This is a genomic window from Agromyces sp. NPDC056523, from assembly GCF_042794545.1.
In the GTDB taxonomy this organism is placed as follows: Bacteria; Actinomycetota; Actinomycetes; order Actinomycetales; family Microbacteriaceae; genus Agromyces.
Map to the genome: position 1 here is coordinate 460,867 of NZ_JBHTTM010000001.1, position 18,055 is coordinate 478,921.

General features: G+C 71.2%; 20 protein-coding genes. 18 read left to right on the plus strand and 2 right to left on the minus strand.

Features of this window, described 5'->3' with window-relative positions; genetic code table 11:
• Positions 1-4 precede the first annotated feature (4 nt).
• Complete coding sequence (locus tag ACFQ58_RS02200) at positions 5-505, minus strand: GNAT family N-acetyltransferase (protein ID WP_376949081.1); 501 nt, start codon at positions 503-505, stop codon at positions 5-7.
• Positions 506-640: 135 nt separating this feature from the next.
• On the opposite strand from ACFQ58_RS02200, the gene ACFQ58_RS02205 reads away from it, so the two are divergent.
• The 14 genes from ACFQ58_RS02205 (at position 641) to ACFQ58_RS02270 (ending at position 11,608) form a co-directional block, all read left to right on the plus strand.
• Complete coding sequence (locus ACFQ58_RS02205) at positions 641-1,687, plus strand: metal ABC transporter substrate-binding protein (RefSeq protein WP_376949083.1); 1,047 nt, start codon at positions 641-643, stop codon at positions 1,685-1,687.
• Between the two features lie 4 nt (positions 1,688-1,691).
• Entirely contained in the window at positions 1,692-2,462 is a 771-nt protein-coding gene (locus ACFQ58_RS02210; protein ID WP_376949085.1) for a metal ABC transporter ATP-binding protein, read from the plus strand.
• Between the two features lie 55 nt (positions 2,463-2,517).
• Positions 2,518-3,414: a metal ABC transporter permease gene (locus ACFQ58_RS02215; RefSeq protein WP_376949087.1), complete on the plus strand. Its 897-nt coding sequence runs from the start codon at positions 2,518-2,520 to the stop codon at positions 3,412-3,414.
• Entirely contained in the window at positions 3,414-4,256 is an 843-nt protein-coding gene (locus ACFQ58_RS02220; RefSeq protein WP_376949089.1) for a metal ABC transporter permease, read from the plus strand. The genes ACFQ58_RS02215 and ACFQ58_RS02220 overlap by 1 nt, the downstream gene beginning before the upstream one ends.
• Positions 4,253-4,651: a Fur family transcriptional regulator gene (locus ACFQ58_RS02225; RefSeq protein ID WP_376949091.1), complete on the plus strand. Its 399-nt coding sequence runs from the start codon at positions 4,253-4,255 to the stop codon at positions 4,649-4,651. The genes ACFQ58_RS02220 and ACFQ58_RS02225 overlap by 4 nt, the downstream gene beginning before the upstream one ends.
• A 112-nt stretch (positions 4,652-4,763) precedes the next feature.
• On the plus strand, positions 4,764-6,131 hold the full coding sequence (locus ACFQ58_RS02230; RefSeq protein WP_376949093.1) for a glutamate decarboxylase: 1,368 nt from the start codon (positions 4,764-4,766) through the stop codon (positions 6,129-6,131).
• 10 nt (positions 6,132-6,141) lie between these two features.
• Complete coding sequence (locus ACFQ58_RS02235) at positions 6,142-6,780, plus strand: hypothetical protein (protein WP_376949095.1); 639 nt, start codon at positions 6,142-6,144, stop codon at positions 6,778-6,780.
• 13 nt (positions 6,781-6,793) lie between these two features.
• Positions 6,794-7,225, plus strand: coding sequence for a response regulator transcription factor (locus tag ACFQ58_RS02240; RefSeq protein ID WP_376949097.1), 432 nt, complete (start codon positions 6,794-6,796; stop codon positions 7,223-7,225).
• Positions 7,226-7,410: 185 nt separating this feature from the next.
• Positions 7,411-7,647 carry a 50S ribosomal protein L28 gene (rpmB, locus tag ACFQ58_RS02245; RefSeq protein WP_056727420.1) on the plus strand — a complete coding sequence of 79 codons (237 nt, stop codon included), beginning with the start codon at positions 7,411-7,413 and terminating at the stop codon, positions 7,645-7,647.
• Positions 7,647-7,814, plus strand: coding sequence for a 50S ribosomal protein L33 (gene rpmG, locus ACFQ58_RS02250; RefSeq protein WP_021760158.1), 168 nt, complete (start codon positions 7,647-7,649; stop codon positions 7,812-7,814). The genes rpmB and rpmG overlap by 1 nt, the downstream gene beginning before the upstream one ends.
• A gap of 3 nt (positions 7,815-7,817) precedes the next feature.
• Positions 7,818-8,123 (plus strand): 30S ribosomal protein S14, encoded by a 306-nt coding sequence (rpsN, locus tag ACFQ58_RS02255; protein WP_376949099.1) that lies wholly within the window; start codon positions 7,818-7,820, stop codon positions 8,121-8,123.
• A gap of 271 nt (positions 8,124-8,394) precedes the next feature.
• Complete coding sequence (locus ACFQ58_RS02260; RefSeq protein ID WP_376949101.1) at positions 8,395-8,682, plus strand: HU family DNA-binding protein; 288 nt, start codon at positions 8,395-8,397, stop codon at positions 8,680-8,682.
• A 425-nt stretch (positions 8,683-9,107) separates the two neighbouring features.
• Entirely contained in the window at positions 9,108-11,021 is a 1,914-nt protein-coding gene (locus tag ACFQ58_RS02265; RefSeq protein ID WP_376950324.1) for a cytochrome c oxidase assembly protein, read from the plus strand.
• A complete protein-coding gene (locus tag ACFQ58_RS02270; RefSeq protein WP_376949103.1) occupies positions 11,018-11,608 on the plus strand; it encodes a gluconokinase in 591 nt (196 codons plus the stop codon). The genes ACFQ58_RS02265 and ACFQ58_RS02270 overlap by 4 nt, the downstream gene beginning before the upstream one ends.
• Positions 11,609-11,612: 4 nt before the next feature.
• Here ACFQ58_RS02270 and ACFQ58_RS02275 read toward each other — a convergent pair whose 3' ends face one another.
• Positions 11,613-12,662: a hypothetical protein gene (locus ACFQ58_RS02275; RefSeq protein ID WP_376949105.1), complete on the minus strand. Its 1,050-nt coding sequence runs from the start codon at positions 12,660-12,662 to the stop codon at positions 11,613-11,615.
• A 188-nt stretch (positions 12,663-12,850) separates the two neighbouring features.
• Between ACFQ58_RS02275 and ACFQ58_RS02280 the strand changes: the two genes are divergently transcribed.
• From ACFQ58_RS02280 to ACFQ58_RS02295, 4 genes are all read left to right on the plus strand, one after another.
• Positions 12,851-14,170, plus strand: a complete 1,320-nt coding sequence (locus tag ACFQ58_RS02280) for an ATP-dependent RecD-like DNA helicase (protein WP_376949107.1) — start codon at positions 12,851-12,853, stop codon at positions 14,168-14,170.
• 142 nt (positions 14,171-14,312) lie between these two features.
• A complete protein-coding gene (locus ACFQ58_RS02285) occupies positions 14,313-15,581 on the plus strand; it encodes a serine hydrolase domain-containing protein (protein WP_376949109.1) in 1,269 nt (422 codons plus the stop codon).
• Between the two features lie 156 nt (positions 15,582-15,737).
• Positions 15,738-16,514, plus strand: a complete 777-nt coding sequence (locus tag ACFQ58_RS02290) for a class II glutamine amidotransferase (RefSeq protein WP_376949111.1) — start codon at positions 15,738-15,740, stop codon at positions 16,512-16,514.
• Between the two features lie 33 nt (positions 16,515-16,547).
• Entirely contained in the window at positions 16,548-18,026 is a 1,479-nt protein-coding gene (locus tag ACFQ58_RS02295; protein WP_376949113.1) for a DUF2252 domain-containing protein, read from the plus strand.
• Positions 18,027-18,055: the final 29 nt, after the last annotated feature.

Sequence of the window (18,055 nt, forward strand, 5' to 3'; positions counted from 1 at the left end):
GCCGCTACAGCCGGATCTCGAGGGTGACGGAGTCGGCGCTTCGGGCCACCTCGACGAGGCCGGCCCGCTCGAGGACGCGGCGGGCGGGGAGGTTCGCGATCTCGCAGTCGGCGCGGGCGATCGTCGCCCCGGTGGAGGCGATCAGGCTCAGGGACTCGGCGACCACGTGGGACGAGAGGCCCTCGCCGCGAACGGCGGGGACGAGGGCGAAGCCGAATTCGACCGCCCCGCGCTCGTCGGGCGGGCCGAACAGGTTCACGCCGCCGATGGCGGCGCCGTCGGCGCCGTCGGGGCCGGCCGCGCGGCGCACCAGGTAGGGGCCGAACGGCGCCGGGTCGCCGTTGCGCCGGGCCGCGCGGACGTAATCGGCGAGCAGTTCGGGCTCGTCGGTGAACGAGTAACCGCCCTCCCACCCGTCGAACGGGTCGACGTCGCCCGCGAGCAGGCGCTCGGCGTCGGCGACGGTGAACGGGTGCAGCGTGATGGGTGCCGTGGTGATCTCCACGGCAGACATGCTCGCATGGACCGGTGTCACGTGGGTGAACCGTCCACAGCGACCGTCACCGAGCGACATTCGGGTGCAGCATCCGAGCGCCGAACTGATTTTGACAACCATTATCAATAAGCGTACGGTTGCTTCGTGCCCACCCGACCAGGTCGCCCCTCCCGCCTGATGCTCCTCGCCGTCGCCGCGATCTCCGCCGCCGTGCTGGCGGGCTGCGCGTCCCCGGGCGCGGGCGGCGAAGGCGATGGTCCTCGCGTCGTCGCCACCACGACGCAGGTCGCCGACTTCACCGACGAGGTGGCGGGGGAGCAGGTCGTGCTCACGCGGCTGCTGGAGCCGGGGCAGAGCGCGCACGCGTTCGACCCGTCGGCGGCGCAGTTGCTCGCACTCGGCCAGGCCGATGCACTCGTCGTCAACGGCGGCGGCCTCGAGAGCTGGCTCGACGACGCGATCGCCGCATCGGGATTCGACGGCGCCCTCATCGACGCGAGCACGGGCATCGAACTCGCCGCGACCGACGACGCGCACGGCGACGAGGCGGACCACGCCGACGAGCATGCCGCCGACGAGCCTGCAGGAGACGAGCAGGACGACCACGACCACTCCGGCGGCAACCCGCACACCTGGACCGACCCGGTACTCGCCGAGCGGATGGTCGCGAACATCGCCGACGGCCTGGCCGACCTCGACGGGGTCGACGTCGAGGCCCTGCGCGAGACCGAGTCCGACTACGCCGCGCAGCTGGAAGCGCTCGATGCCTGGATCGCCGAGAACGTGGCCACGGTGCCCGTCGAGCAGCGGCTGCTCGTCACGAACCACGACGCGTTCACGTACTTCCTCAGCGCGTACGACGTGACCTTCGTGGGCAGCATCATCCCGAGCTTCGACGACAACGCCGAGCCGAGCGCCGCGGAGATCGACGCCCTCGTCCGACGCATCCGCGGGACGGGAGTGGAGGCGGTCTTCTCCGAGGCGTCGATCTCGCCGAAGGCGGCCGAGACCATCGCCGCCGAAGCCGGCGTCGCCGTCTACTCGGGCGAGGACGCCCTGTACGGCGACTCCCTCGGCCAGCCGGGCTCCGAGGGCGAGACCTACCTCGGAAGCCAGCTCCACAACGCGCGGCTCATCCTCGAGTCGTGGGGCGTCGAGCCTTCCGCACTGCCCGAGGCCCTGCGAGGATGACCGCATGACCGCCGCCGCGACGCCCGTCCTCCGCCTCCGCGATGCCGCGTTCCGGCACCCGGGCGGCGCCGGCGTGTCCGGCCTGTCGGTCGACGTCGCGCCGGGGGAGGCGCTCGCCGTGATCGGCCCGAACGGCGCCGGCAAGTCGACGCTCCTGCGCGGCATCCTCGGCCTCGTTCCGCTCGTCGCGGGCGAGATGCGAGTCGACGGCCGGACGGATGCCGCGAACAGCATGATCGGCTTCCTGCCGCAGGCCGTGGAACTCGATCCCGACTTCCCGATCAGCCTGGCGCAGGTCGTCATGCAGGGCCGGTACCGCCGACTCGGCCTGTTCCGGTGGCCCGGTCGGCGCGACCGGCAGCTCGTGCGCGAGGCGCTCGCCACCGTGGGACTCGCGGACCGGGCCGACCGGCGCTTCGGGGAGCTCTCGGGCGGCCAGCGGCAGCGCGGCCTCCTCGCACGGGCCCTCGCGTCCGAGCCGAGCCTGCTCCTGCTCGACGAGCCGTTCAACGGGCTCGACCAGGCGAACCGCGAGGCCCTCGTCGACACCCTGCGGGCGCTGAAGGCGCGCGGCGTCGCCGTGATCGTCTCGACGCACGACCTCGACCTCGCGCGCGAGGTCTGCGACGCGGTCCTGCTCGTCAACGGCACCCAGCTCAGCTGCGGGCCCGTCGACGACGTGCTCACCCTCTCGAACGTGCAGGAGTGCTTCGACGGCGTCGAGGTCGAACTCGACGAGCACACGCTCGTCGTCCCCGGTCACGAGGGACACTGATGCCGATCGCGGCATACGGCGCGTCCGAGGCGGCGCGGCGGGGGAGCGGCCCGCGATGAGCGCCTGGGACGCACTCGTCGGCGCCTACGCCCTGCCCTTCATGGGTCGGGCGTTGCTCGTGCTGCTCGTGCTCGCGGTCGTCGCGGGGCTCGTCGGCGTGCTCGTCAACCTGCGTGGGCTCGAGTTCATCAGCGACGGACTCACGCATGCCGTGTTCCCCGGACTCGCCATCGGCCTCGCCGTGGGCGGCACGGCGGGCCTCGTCCCGGGAGCCGCGGTCGCCGCGCTCGCGGGCGCCGTTGCGCTGACGCTCTTCGTGCGCGCGGGCGTGACATCCGACGCTGCAGTCGCGGTCGTGCTCACCGCGGCGTTCAGCGTCGGCGTGATCGTGGTCTCGCGCAGCGAGGACTACGCCGGGGCGCTCGAGGCGCTCCTCTTCGGCCGGGTGCTCACGATCGCCCCGCAGGACGTCCTTCCGCTCATCGTCGTGTCCCTCGTCGCGGCACTGCTGGTCGCCGTCACGCTCAAGCAGCAGGTGCTGCGCGCGTTCGATCCGCAGGCGGGGCGCGCCTGGGGCGACCGACCGCTCGTCCTCGACCTCGTGCTCAACTCGGCCGTCGCGCTCGTCGTCGTCGCGGGCGCGAGCACCGTCGGCACGCTCCTCGTCTTGGCGCTGCTCATCGTGCCGGGGGCGTCATCGCGGCTGGTGACCGACCGCCTGTGGTGGCTGTTCCCCGTTGCGGCGGCGGTCGGCGCGGTGAGCGCGTGGCTCGGACTGTCGCTCGGCTTCGCGATCTCGGTCGGCGCCGGCGTCGACCTGCCGGCGGGCGCCACCGTCGTCGCGGTGTTCGTGCTGGCCTATGCCGTGCTCCTGGCGATCCGATTGATCCGCGACCGGATGGCACGTCCCGCCGCGCGACCGGTCGTCACCACGAGCGCGGGGGAGCGGTGATGGGCTACTTCGAACGCGCCCTCGTCGCGGCGATCGTGATCGGAGCCGGGGCCGGCTTCGTCGGCGCGCTCGTGGTCCTCCGCCGGCGCACCTTCTTCGCGCAGGCGCTCACGCACGCGACGTACCCCGGAGCGGTGGCCGCCGCCGCGCTCGGCTTCAGCGTCCCGCTCGGGGCGGCCGCGGCATCCGTCGTCATCGTCGCCGTGATGTCGTGGATCGCGCGCGTGCGGCGGCAGGGCGCGCAGGTCGCCGCGGGAATCGTGCTGACCGGTGGCTTCGCGGCGGGCGCGCTGCTCCAGGCGGTGATCCCGGGCCTCCCGGTGCAACCGGAGTCGCTGCTGGTCGGGTCGATCCTGACGGTGAGCGACGGCGACATCATCCTCGCGATCGTCGTGCTCGTGGCATCCGTCGCCCTCGTCGCGGCGTTCGGCACGCGAATCGTGTTCTCGACGTTCGACCACGCGGGCTTCCGGGCCGCGGGATTCCGCGAGTGGCCGATCGAGGTGCTGGTGCTCGCGCTGACGGCGGCCTCGGTCGTCAGCGCGCTGCCGGCGGTCGGCGCCATCCTCGCCATCGCCCTGCTCGCGGCCCCGGCCGCGGCCGCGCGGCTCGTCGTGCCGACCTTCCGCGGCGTGCTGCTGGTCGCACCGCTGATCGGCGCCGCGTCGGGCGTGATCGGCGTGCTCGTGTCGCGGTACGCCGCCGTCGCCGCGGGTCCGTCGATCGTGCTCGCCGCCACCGCGTTCTTCCTCGTCGCGCTCATCGGCTCACAGGTGCGGCGACTACCCTCGAGGCGGGCTCCCATTCCGGTGGAGACCGCGGAGGACGCACGGATCGCATGAAGCGGAACACCTGGCAGCGCGAGGCGGTGCGCGAGGCGCTCGACGGCACCGAGGGCTTCATCAGCGCGCAGGCCCTGCATTCGGCGCTGCACGCGAGCGGCTCGCCGATCGGCCTCGCGACCGTGTATCGCGCGCTCGGCGACCTCGCGACCAACGGCGAGGCCGACTCGCTGCAGTCGCCCGAGGGCGAGGCGCTCTACCGCGCGTGCAGCACCGGCCACCACCACCACCTCATCTGCCGCAACTGCGGCCTGACCGTCGAGATCGCGGCCGACGAGGTCGAGGCGTGGGCGCAGCGGGTCGCCGCCGAGCACGGCTTCACCGCCGCGGCGCACGTCGTCGACGTGTTCGGGCTGTGCGCCGAGTGCACGCGCCTCCAGGCCGAAACGCCGTAGCCGGCCCGCCCCTGGTCGTGCGATCGTCCCACGGGACCTGAGTCCCCACGGCGCCGCCCGGTCCGGGCTACGTTCCGTGCGTCCGCGTCACCGAGCGGACGAAGGGGGACCCATGTACCAGGACGAGGCGCTGACGCCGACCTTCTCGCGCACCGGTGAGGCGACCACCGCGCGCTACACCCAGATCCCGGATGGCTCGATGCTGCCCGAGACCGCGTACCGCATCGTGCGCGACGAGACGATGCTCGACGGCAACGCGCGACTGAACCTCGCCACGTTCGTCGGCACGTGGATGGACGAGTCCGCGGACAAGCTCTACGCCGACGCGTTCGACAAGAACATGATCGACAAGGACGAGTACCCGGCGACGGCCGCCATCGAGGAGTACTGCTGGCGCATCCTCGCCGACCTCTGGCACGCGCCCGATCGCACCGACGTCATCGGCACGTCGACCATCGGCTCGTCCGAGGCGTGCATGCTCGGCGGGCTCGCGCTGAAGCGGCGGTGGCAGAACGCACGGCGTGCGGCGGGCAAGTCGACCGAGAAGCCGAACCTCATCATGAGCTCGGCCGTGCAGGTCTGCTGGGAGAAGTTCTGCAACTACTTCGACGTCGAGATGCGCCAGGTGGCGACCACAGAGGAGCACCCGCTGATGGACGGGACGAGCCTCGAGGACGTCGTCGACGAGAACACGATCGGCGTCGTCGTGCTCATGGGCGTGACGTACACGGGGGCCTACGAACCGGTGATGAAGGTGCAGGCGAAGCTCGACGACATCCAGGCGAAGACCGGGCTCGACATCCCGATCCACATCGACGGCGCCTCGGGGGCCATGATCGCGCCGTTCCTGCAGCCCGAGCTCGAGTGGGACTTCCGCGTGCCGCGCGTGCAGTCGATCAACACGTCGGGCCACAAGTACGGCCTCGTGTATCCGGGCGTCGGCTGGATCGTGTGGCGCAACACGGCGGCGCTGCCCGAGGAACTCGTCTTCCGGGTCAGCTACCTCGGCGGATCGATGCCGACGTTCGCCCTGAACTTCTCGCGACCCGGCGCGCAGGTGCTGCTGCAGTACTACCGCTTCCTCCGCCTCGGTCGTGCCGGCTACACCTCCATCCAGCAGGCGTCGCAGGATGTCGCGCGGTACCTGTCGCACGCCGTGAGCGAGATCGACGCGTTCGAGCTGCTGACCGACGGCAGCGACATCCCCGTGTTCGCCTGGCGGCTGAAGCCCGGGCACACGGACAAGTGGACGCTGTACCACCTCTCCGAGCGGCTGCGCATCAAGGGATGGCTCGTGCCCGCGTATCCCCTCTCCGGGGAGCTCGAAGGCCAGACGGTCATGCGCATCGTGTGCCGCGACGGCCTCAGCCGCGACCTCGCCGAGGACCTGCTGCACGACATCCGCGAGGAGACCGAGTTCCTCGACTCGCTCGACGCCCCCATGCCGCACCCGGGCCTCGGGCCGGCGTTCCACCACTGACGCACGGACGATGACCGCACCGGGCGCGCTCACGATCCGGCGGCTGCGCCGCGAGGCGTGGGGCTTCGCCGTCGGCTCGCTCTGCTTCCTCGTCGGCGCACTGCCGCCGTACGCCGCGTGGGTGGGCGACGTCGGGGCCAACCTCACGTTCTTCATCGGTTCGCTCTTCTTCACGACCGCGGCGTTGATCCAGCTGGTCCTGAGTGGGCGCCGGCCGCCCCGCGGCGACACGAACCGGGCCGACCGGGCGGACTGGTGGGCGGCGGCCATCCAGTTCGCCGGGACGCTCCTGTTCAACATCAGCACGTTCGCCGCGCTCGTCGCGGCCATCGCGCGCCCCGACGCGGTCGGCATCGGATGGCGCCCGGATGCGTGGGGATCCATCGCGTTCCTCATCGCGAGCACGCTCGCGGTCGTCGCCACGAAGGACCGCGGGCAGCTCTGGGACGCCGACGCACGCACGTGGCACGGCACCTGGCTCAACCTCGCCGGCTCGGTCGCGTTCGGCGCGTCGGCGGTCGGCGCGTACGTGCTGCCGAGCACGGGCGACCTGCTGAGCGAGTACTGGGCGAACCTCGGCACCATGCTCGGTGCGGTGTGCTTCTTCGTCGCCGCGCTGCTGTCGCGGCGCACCATCCCGGCGGGCTGACACGAACTCATCCGTGTTCGAGGATGCGCTTGAGGTTCGCGACGAACCGCACGTTCCCTTTGCGCACCATCGGTCGGATGATCGGAGCAGCCAGTCGCATCGGCTGCGGGAGGCGCAGGTCGAGGGTCCTGACGAACCGGGTGCCGCGCGGCTCGAACTGGAGTCGGCGCGGGAGCTCCTCGCCGGATTGGGCACGACCCCCGACCTCCGACAGGTCGATGCCCTCGTGACCCCCGCCGGACCTGCGCCCGGCGGGCTGAGTGAACGCGAGATCGAGGTGCTGCGGCTGGTCGCAGCGGGGCTGACCAATCGCGCCATCGCCGCGCAGCTCTACCTCAGCGAGCGCACGGTGCATCGTCACATCAGCAACATCTTCGGCAGGATCGGCGTGAACTCACGGGCGGCCGCCGCCACCTACGCCGTGCAGCACCACCTGCTGGCCTGAGCGCTCGATTTCGGCCGCGATCAGCCCGTCTGTTAGACTCGACGTTTGGCTGGGTACTTCCACTGCCCAGACCGCGACAATCCACACCCGAGAACGCGAGCGATCGCGGGCTTCGGCATGGGGAGCGTCAGCAGACAAGAGACCTTGGGAGGGGCATCCGCCCCTCGGTATTGGAGGAAAGACCAATGGCAGCAGTGTGCCAGGTGACCGGAGCCGTTCCCGGCTTCGGACACAACATCTCGCACTCGCACCGCCGGACGAAGCGCCGCTTCGACCCGAACGTGCAGAAGAAGACCTACTACGTGCCGTCGCTGCGTCGTAACGTCACCCTGAACGTGTCCGCCAAGGGCATCAAGGTGATCGACGCCCGTGGCATCGAGGCCGTCATCAAGGACATCCAGGCTCGTGGGGTGAAGCTCTAATGGCGAAGCAGCAGGACATCCGTCCCATCATCAAGCTCCGTTCGACGGCCGGCACCGGGTACACCTACGTGACCCGCAAGAACCGTCGCAACAACCCCGACCGTCTCGTGCTCAAGAAGTACGACCCCGTGGTGCGCAAGCACGTCGACTTCCGAGAGGAGCGCTAAGACATGGCGAAGAAGAGCAAGATCGCGCGCAACGACCAGCGCAAGGTGATCGTCGAGCGCTACGCGGCCAAGCGCCTCGAGCTGAAGAAGGCGCTCGTCGACCCGAACGGCACCGACGAGACCCGCGAGGCCGCCCGCATCGGCCTGCAGAAGCTGCCCCGCGACGCGTCGCCGGTCCGCCTCCGCAACCGCGACGCCATCGACGGTCGCCCGCGCGGCAACCTCTCGAAGTTCGGCATCTCGCGCGTCCGCTTCCGCGACATGGCGCACCGCGGCGAGCTGCCCGGCATCACGAAGTCGAGCTGGTAGGCAGTACCGCTTCCCGAGAGGGGCGTCCCGGTCATCCGGGGCGCCCCTCTCGTCGTCTGTCGATCGACGGCGGGGCGCAACGGGACGACCTCGCTCGCGCCATCCGTCAACCCCCTGCGAAACCTGCCTCAAACACCCGGAAATCCGCGTGTTTCCGCGGGACTCTGCTACATTCGAGGCGGCCTGAACGGCCACGGGGGCGATCGCGAGGTCGACTCCGCGTATCCACACGACAGCTGTAGACACAGCGAAGGTCCGAGGAGGACATTCCATGGCTGACAAGTCGCTCAACAAGTCCGAGCTCGTTGCCAAGATCGCTGCGGCGACGAACCAGAGCCAGAGCACCGTCGACTCCGTGCTGAACGGGTTCTTCGACACGCTGGCCGACTCGGTCGGTTCGGGCACCAAGGTCCAGATCCCGGGCTGGCTCGCCGTCGAGCGCACCCACCGCGCCGCGCGCACGGGCCGCAACCCGCAGACCGGCGAGACGATCCAGATCGCCGCCGGCAACTCCGTCAAGGTCACCGCGGGCTCGAAGCTCAAGGCCGCCGCGAAGTAAGTCACGCGCGTCGGAAGACGCACTCCGAGTCTCCCGAGGGGGCGCCCGGTCCATCCGGTGCGCCCCTTCGGCGTGTCCGAGGATGGGCGCGCCGCGCCATCCGACACCCCGGCGGGAGGAGACGACCGGGTACGGAGGACCGTTCCGGCGCCCGGATCCTCCCGCGCCACCGATCTCCTCCCTACCGTTTCAGGAGATCGCACGCTGATCAGGACCAGATCGCGAATCGAGTCCTGACTTGCCTCCGTCCTCCTGAAACGGCGATGGGCCGGCGGGCGTGCAGGCAGGCGGGCGAGCGCGAGCGAGCGAGGGCGAGCGGATGGCGCGGGCGGGCCGCTCCCAGCGGCCTCGCCTAGGCTTGTGCGGTGCCCCGTTCCGTCCGCGTCCTCGGCCCCGCCGTGCTCGTCGCCGTCGCGCTCGGCGCGATGGTCGCCGCGCTCGCGTACGGCGGGGGAGCGGCACCGTTCCCCATCCAGGACCCGGGACCCGTCGCGCGCTGGGGCGTCCCGGTCGCGAAGCTCTTCGTGAACCTCGGTGCGGCCGGCATGATCGGCGCGCTCGTGCTCGCGGTCTGGGCGCTCAGCCCGAAGCGGCGCGAGTTCGACCTCGCGCTCGATGTCGCCGCGGCATCCGCCGCCGTGCTCACGGTCGCGAGCGTCGCCACCGGCGTGCTCACGTTCATGCTCGTCACCGGCGCCCCGTTCGACCTCGGCGACCGGTTCGGAGCGCAGCTCGGCCAGTTCGCCACCACGATCGAGCTCGGCCGCGCCTGGCTGACGACCACGCTGATCGCGGCCGCCGTCACGGTGCTGTGCTTCGCGGTCCGCAACCACACCGCGCTCGTCTTCGTCACGGCGCTCGCCGTGGTCGCGCTCGTGCCCATGGCGCAGCAGGGACACGCCGCCGGCACCGCGGGGCACTCCGAGGCGATCACGGCGCTCGGCCTGCACCTCGTGTTCGTCGCCGCGTGGCTCGGCGGCCTGATCACGTTGGTCCTGCTCAAGCCGACGCTCGACGGCGACCGGCTCGGGGTCGTGCTGGCGCGGTACTCGACGGTGGCGCTGGTCTGCTTCGTCGTCGTCGCGATCTCGGGCTACGCGAGCGCGGCGCTCCGCATCGGCTCGTGGGCGCAGCTGATCACGGGCTACGGCATCCTCGTGGTGGTCAAGGTCGCCGCACTCATCGCGCTGGGCCTGTTCGGCGCGGCACAGCGCCGCATCCTGATCGGGCGGATGGCTCGCCCCGCGGCATCCACGACCGGCACGTTCTGGCTGCTCGTCGTAGTCGAGCTCGCCTTCATGGGGCTCGCCTCCGGCGTCGCCGCCGCGCTCGCGCGCACCGCCACGCCCGTCTCCGAGGAGGCCGCGGGCCAGCTCGCCCGCACGCCCGCCGAGATCCTCACCGGCGAGCCGCTGCCGCCGTGGCCCGAGCCGTGGCGCTACTTCACCGAGTGGAACCCCGACCTGCTCTGGCTGCTGCTGTGCGGATTCGGCATCTTCTTCTACGTCGCGGGGGTCGTGCGCCTGCATCGCCGCGGCGACCGCTGGCCGGTGTGGCGCACCATCCTGTGGGTCTCGGGCCTCGCACTGCTGGCGTGGGTCACGAGCGGCGGCGTGAACGTCTACGAGCAGACGCTGTTCTCGGCGCACATGCTCGCGCACATGGTCCTCACGATGGCGGTGCCGGTGCTGCTCGTGCCGGGCGCGCCCGTGACGCTCGCGGCCCGCGCCATCCGCCCTCGCAAGGACGGCAGCCGCGGCGGCCGCGAATGGATCCTGATCGCGGTGCACTCGAAGTTCGCGAGCATCATCGCCAACCCGATCGTCGCCGCGGTGCTGTTCGCCGGGTCGTTGTGGGTGTTCTACTACTCGCCGCTCTTCCGGTGGACCATGGAGGACCACATCGGCCACGAGTGGATGGTCGCGCACTTCCTGATCACGGGCTACCTGTTCGTGCAGTCGCTCATCGGCATCGACCCGGTGCCGTATCGCCTGCCGTACCCCTTCCGGCTGTTGCTCCTGCTCGGCACGATGGCCTTCCACGCGTTCTTCGGCCTGTCGATCATGATGAGCAGCGGCCTGCTCCTCGCGGACTGGTACGGCGCGATGGGCTGGGGCACCGATGCGCTCGCGGACCAGCAGGTGGGCGGCGGCATCGCCTGGTCGATCGGCGAGATCCCGACGCTCGCACTGGCGATCACGGTCGCCGTTCAGTGGGCGCGTAGCGACGCGAAGGAGACGAAGCGCCGTGACCGGCACGCCGACCGCACGGGCGAGGCCGAGCTCGAGGAGTACAACGCCCGGCTGGCAGCGCTCGCGCAGCGCGATGGCGTGCAGTGAGCGGCGACGAGCGGATGGCGCGACCGCCGCGACCGGACGGGTCGACCGGCCTGGCCCCGCGTGACGGGCACGCCCCGGCGTCCTCGGTGCGGCGCATCGTCGTGATGGGCGTGTCGGGCGCGGGCAAGTCGACGGTGGGCGAAGCGCTCGCGCATCGGCTCGACGTGCCGTTCATCGACGCCGACGACCTGCATCCGGCCGTGAACGTCGAGAAGATGCGCGCCGGTACGCCGCTGACCGACGACGACCGGTGGCCGTGGCTCGACCTCGTCGGCGCGGCGCTCGCCGAGGCGTCGTCGCCGGGGGTCGTCGTGGCGTGCTCGGCGCTGCGCCGCGCGTACCGCGACCGGCTCCGGGCCGTCGCGCCCGATGTCGTGTTCATCGCGCTCGAGGGCGACCCCGCGGTGCTGGCCGATCGCCTGGGCGCGCGCGCCGGCCACTTCATGCCCGCGACCCTGCTCGCGTCGCAGCTCGCGCTCTACGAATCGCCCGCAGCGGACGAACGGGCCGTGCATTGCGCGATCGAGGGGCCGTTGGACGGGATCGTCACGGCGGCGGTCGCGGGGGTCGAGGCACTCGACTGGTAGCGGGTCAGCGGAGCTGGATGGCGATCGACCCGTCGGGCCGCACGGTCGCGTCGAGCGCGAGCGTGAACCCCTCGTCCTGCTCGAGCGTCGAGAAGGTGCCGTCGAAGAGCGACTGCACGTCGACCGTGATGCGCGCCACGCCGGGCGTCGCCGGCATCTCGAACGTGGTGTCGCCGGGCGCGAGCGTCACCTCCGGGGAGCTGACGATGGTCCAGGCGGGTTCACCGACCACGCGATCGTCGATCACCACCCCGAACGGGCAGCCGGAGGGCTGGAGCACCGTCTGGGTGGCGCACTGGTCCTGCAGGAACTCGTCGACCTTCGCCTGCACGCGCTCGATGAACGCCTCGGTCGGCAGCGCGTCGACCGTGACGGCGACCTCGGCGCCGGGTTCGGCGACGACCTGCGCCGGCACGGCCTCGAGCAGCGTGGATTCGTACCCGAACTCGTACACCGCCGGCGCGATGGCGAGGTACGAGGCCTGCTGCGTGAAGGCCGCGAGCTCGTCGGCCGACTTGGTCGCGCGCGTGTCGAGGGTGAGCGAGCCGACGGTGAAGAGGGGACTGTGCGCGGCCGTCACCTGGATGACCGCGAGCGGACTGGTCGCGAACTCCCACCGGTTCAGGACGCCGTAGAGCGGTTCGATCGGGTTGACGTCGAACGCGGTCTCGATGATGGACGACTCCAGCCGGTAGCTGGCGGTCACGGTGTGCGAGCCGTCGTCGTGCGGCACGTCGGAGACGATGCGCACGTCCTCCGGCCCGGATTCCACGACCCCCGAGCGCAGCATCGCCGTCGAGATGTCGGCGGGCAGGCCGGCCGCCGCGAGCGCGCCCTCGTCGAGGCGAACGCCGGGCGTCGCCGCCGCGCTCACGATGTCGTCGTTGGCGATGTTGCCGAGGTACCGCTCGACGAATGCGGGTGCACCGTACAGCGTGTGGTTGAGTCCGCCGAGCGCCGCGAGGAACGCGCCGCCGAGCAGCACCGCGAGGCCCGTCCACCCCGCGATCGCGGCCGGCGACAGGCGCCCACCCCGTCGGCCCGAGCTCCCCACGCGGCAAGTCTAGACAGCGGTCGTGCACCGCCCCGCCGTCCACAGGGCGACGCGCAGGCTGAACGGATGTCGCGACGGCGGGCCGGCACTCCGGCGACGCGGTCTACAGTGAAGACGCCCGGCGCGAGGCATCCGCTTCATCGACCCGCCGGCGGCACCCGTCCCGACCCAGTCCCGAAGGCCCGATCGTGCAGACCGTGACCCTCACCGCCGAGCAGCAGGCGGTGTTCCAGGCCATCGAGCACACGCGCGAGCACGTGTTCGTCACCGGGCGCGCGGGCACCGGCAAGTCGACGCTACTGAACCACCTGAACTGGAACACGGGCAAGCAGATCGTGATCTGCGCGCCGACCGGCGTCGCAGCGCTGAACGTCGGCGGGCAGACCATCCACTCGCTCTTCCGCCTGCCGATCGGCGTCATCGCCGATGCCGAGATCGACCAGAACGACGCGGTGCGCAAGCTCCTCAACGCGATGGACACGCTCGTGGTCGACGAGGTGTCGATGGTCAACGCCGACCTGATGGACGCGATGGACCGCTCGTTGCGGCAGGCGCGGCAGCGCCCGCACGAGCCGTTCGGCGGCGTGCAGGTCGTGCTCTTCGGTGACCCGTACCAGCTCGCCCCCGTGCCCGGGTCGGGCGACGAGCGGCGGTACTTCGCCGACACCTACCGTTCGATGTGGTTCTTCGACGCGAGGGTCTGGCACGAGGCCGACCTCCGCATCTACGAGCTCGGCGAGGTGCACCGGCAGCACGACGACGCCTTCAAGCACATGCTCAACGCGGTGCGGCACGGCATGGTGACCGCCGAGATCGCCGGCGTGCTCAACGACACGGGTGCGCGCCGTCCGCTGCCCGAGCAGGGGGCGATCACCCTCGCGACCACGAATGAGACCGTGAACCGCATCAACCGCACGGCGCTGCACCGCCTGCCCGGTCATTCCCTCGCCAACGAGGCCGACGTGAACGGAGAGTTCGGCGGGCGCGGCTACCCGGCCGACGAGAAGCTCGAGCTCAAGGTCGGCGCGCAGGTCATGTTCCTCCGCAACGACACCGCCGGGTGGGGCGAGGCGCCGCGCTGGGTGAACGGCACGATCGGCACCGTCACCTCGCTCGACCGCGAGGTGCGCGTCGAGGTCGACGGCGACGAGCACGAGGTCGAGCCGGTCACGTGGGAGAAGTACCGGTACACGTGGGATCCGGTCGCGAAGAAGCTCGAGCGCGAGATCGTCGCCGAGTTCACGCAGTACCCCCTGCGGCTCGCGTGGGCGGTCACGATCCACAAGTCCCAGGGTGCGAGCTACGACACGGCGATCGTCGACCTCGGGTCGCGTGTCTTCAGCCCGGGGCAGACCTACGTCGCGCTGTCGCGCCTGACGAGCCTCGACGGGCTGTACCTCGCGCGGCCGCTCGTGCCGCGCGACATCATCGTCGACCGCGACGTCGAGCGGTTCATGTCGGGCGCCGCGCGCGACCTCGGCGTCGCCGATTCCGTGGTGGTCGAGTAGGCAGCAGGCCGAGTTCGGGGGACACGCACCGGTCGCCGGCCGCGGGATCACGGGCGACGGAGTAGCCTCGAACACGTCGACGCCGACGCATGCGGGTTACAATCGCAACGGACACACTGCGGGGGGCACGGTGGCTGGAGTGGTGACACGCGTTCGGCGGATCGTCGCGGCACTCGCCGCCACGACCACGCTGGTCGCGCTGTCCGCCTGTATGGCTCCCGCCGAGCCGGCCGCCGACTACGACCAGGCCGAGGGCGAGTTCGCCGCCGATCTGCAGGAACGTCTCGACGCGACGCTCGACGAGGCGATCCGGCTGAGCGGCTCGAGCGGCGGCATCGCGGGCGTGTGGGCGCCGTGGGCCGGAGCATGGACCGCGGCCGCGGGCACGGTCGACTTCTCCGAGGGCGCCGAGAAGGCCACGACCGACACCGCGTTCCAGGTGCCCGGCGTGACGGGCGAGCTCACGTGCGCCATGGCCCTGCGCCTGGTCGACGCCGACGTCATCGAGCTCGACCAGCGCGTCGACACGATGGTCCGCGGGCTGCCCGGCCTCGGCGACATCACGGTCGAGCAGTTGTGCCGCCACACGTCGGGCCTCGACGACTACTACCCGCCGCTGCGTCGCCACTTCGTCGCCAATCCCGAGCGCGTCTGGCCCTCGGGCGAGCTCATCGCGAGCGGGATGGCGCTCCCGCACGTCGGCGAGCCCGGCGCCGCCTGGAAGGAGTCGCGCACCGGGTTGCTGCTGCTCGCGACCGCGCTCGAGCAGTACACGGGCCGGACCTGGTCGGAGCTCGCAGAGCGGTACGTGCTGGACCCGCTCGACATGGACGGCACGGTCCTGCCGGCCGAGGCCGTCACCGAGTACACGGGCGCCCTCGGCGGCTATTCGGCGGCCCTGGCGGCGGATGGCACGCCCGACTGCGCGACCGTCGTGGACGTGTCGCGGCGCTCGAGCTCCATCGGCGGCGCGGCGGGCGGTGCCCGGTCGACCCTCGACGAGGTCCGGGAGTTCAGCCAGGCGTACGCGAGCGGGGCGCTCTTCGACGAGGCGACCGCGCGCCAGGCGTGGGACGTGGTCCCGTTCGGCGGTTCGGCTCCCTCCTGGCAGGCGCAGGGCATCGGCGCCCAGCAGTACGGACCGTTGCGCGGCGTCGCCGGCGAGTCGACCGGCGCGCTCGCCGCGGTCTTCACCGATCCCGAGTCGGGCCTCACCGTCGTGCTGGCCCTCAACAACTCGACCGGCGGCGCGAGCGTCGTCCGCGAGGGCGCGTTCGCGCTCGCCTCGCTGGGCTCCAAGGCCGCTGCCGCCGACGAGCGCACGCAGCCCCTGATCGAGCTGCCGTGGTCGTACGAGCAGGCGACCCAGCGCATGACCGAGGCCGCGCCGTGCGCCGAGGCGGCCGAGTGAGCCCAGTGAGACTTTCGGCCCATCGCGATCAGGACCGGGCGACCAGACTGGCGAGGTGACGCCGCGGCGGGGGTCGTGGCGGGGGAGGCGCTGATGTGCCGTTGGCTGGCGTACCTGGGAGACCCGATCCGATCCTCATCGGTCATCTTGGATCCCGTGCATTCACTCGTCGCACAATCGCTGGACTCGCCGCTCGGCGCCGAGACGGTGAACGGCGACGGATTCGGGCTCGGCTGGTATCCGAAGGGCGCGGTCGCCGGCAGCATCCCGGCGATCTTCCACAGCATCGAACCCGCGTGGCACGACGAGAACGTGCACGAGCTCACCGGGGCGATCGAGAGTCCGCTCTTCTTCAGCCACGTGCGCGCCGCGGGCGGGCCGCCGATCCAGGCGACGAACTGCCATCCGTTCCGCTGGGAGAACTGGCTGTTCATGCACAACGGCTTCCTCGCCGAGTTCGCGAAGGTCAAGCGCGACCTGACCTTCGCGGTCGATCCGTCGTTGTACACCCACATCAAGGGCACGACCGACTCCGAGGTGCTGTTCCACCTCGCGATCACGTTCGGCCTCGTCGACGATCCCGTCAAGGCGCTCACCGCCGTGGTGGACCGCGTCGAGCGGGTCGGGCGCGAGAACGGGATCCTCTTCCCGATGCAGGGCACCATCGCTGTCGCGGACGGTGCCACGGTCTGGGCACTTCGGTACTCGAGCCAGGGTCGCTCCCGCACGTTGTTCCATTCGGCGGACCTGACGACGATCCGGGCCATGTATCCCGAGGCGGAGCGGCTCAAGCAGTTCGGCGACAACGCCCGTGTCATCGTCTCCGAGCCGCTGACCGACCTTCCGGGCGTGTTCCTCGAGGTGCCGGAGGCCACCATCGCGATCCTCGACAAGGAGGGGTATCACCATGAGCCCTTCCGCACCGCCGCCTGACGCGCTATCCGCCGAAGACCGAGGAGGCACGCCGTGAGTGACACGACGACGACCGAGTCCCGCGCGACCGGATCCGAGCGGGTCGACGGCGCCGAGCTCGACTCGGCCCGGCTCGACGACTTCCCCGCGCGCTGGGAGCTCGGCCGCGCGGCTCGGCGCCGCGTGCCGCGCTCGTCGCACGCAGGCTGGTCGCCGGCGTCGGACCGGCCGGACCCGGTCTCGCTGCTCGAGCAGCAGGCCGTCACCCGCGTGCCCGAACTCGTGCCCATCAGGTACGCGCGCATGCTCGTGTCGCCGTTCACTTTCTATCGGGGTGCGGCGCTCATCATGGCATCCGACCTCGCCGGCACGCCGGTCTCGGGCATCACGACGCAGATCTGCGGCGACGCGCACCTGTCGAACTTCGGCGTCTTCGCCTCGCCGGAGCGGCGCCTGGTCTTCGACATCAACGACTTCGACGAGACGCTGCCCGGTCCCTGGGAGTGGGACGTCAAGCGACTCGCCGCGAGCTTCGAGATAGCGGGACGGCATCGTGGGTTCAGCGACAAGGCGCGCGCGCGCGCCGTCCGTGCAGCGGTCACGTCATATCGGATGCAGATGCGACGGGCGGCCGAGTCGCGGGTGCTCGAGGCGTGGTACGACCAGCTCGATGCCGATCAGGTGCAGGAATGGATCCGCGCCGAGCGGGCCGCCAACCGGGTCGGCACGAAGCAGGTGGAGCGTACCGAGGCCACACTCGCGAAGGCGCGCCGGCGCGACAGCGTGCGAGCCTTCACCAAGCTGGTGAGCACCGTCGACGGCGAGCTCCGTTTCACCGCCGATCCTCCGCTCATCACGCCGGTCGAGGACCTGCAGCTCGGCGAGGGCACCCGGGAGGATGTGGAGGAGTGGATGCGTCGGATGCTTTCCGAGTACCGCTCGACCCTGCCGCAGGCGCGGCATCCGATCGACGAGTTCCGCTACGTGCACATGGCACGCAAGGTCGTGGGCGTCGGAAGCGTCGGAACGCGCGCCTGGATCGTGCTGCTCCGCGGTCGCGACGACGCCGATCCGCTCATCCTTCAGGCGAAGCAGGCCGAGCAGTCGGTGCTGGAGCGCTTCCTTCCGGCGAGCCGGTACGACCACCACGGCGAGCGGGTCGTACGGGGCCAGCGCCTCATGCAGGCCGCGAGCGACCTGTTCCTCGGCTGGGAGCGCGTGCTCGCTCCGGATGGGGTCGAGCGCGACTTCTACATCCGGCAGCTCAACGACTGGAAGGGCTCGGCCGACCTCGAGGTCATCCTTCCTCGTGGCGCCGAGCTGTATGCGACCGCCTGCGGCCAGACGCTCGCACGGGCGCACGCGCGCGCCGGAGACCGTGTCGCGATCGCGGCCTACCTCGGCGCATCCCCCCGCTTCGATGACGCGATCGCACGCTTCGCAGTGGACTACGCCGACCAGAACGAGCGCGACTACGCCGCCTTCGCCGAGGCCGTGGCATCCGGCCGGCTGACCGCCGCTGAGGGGTTCTGAGCCCGCCGTCAATGGGGGGCGCCCGGGCC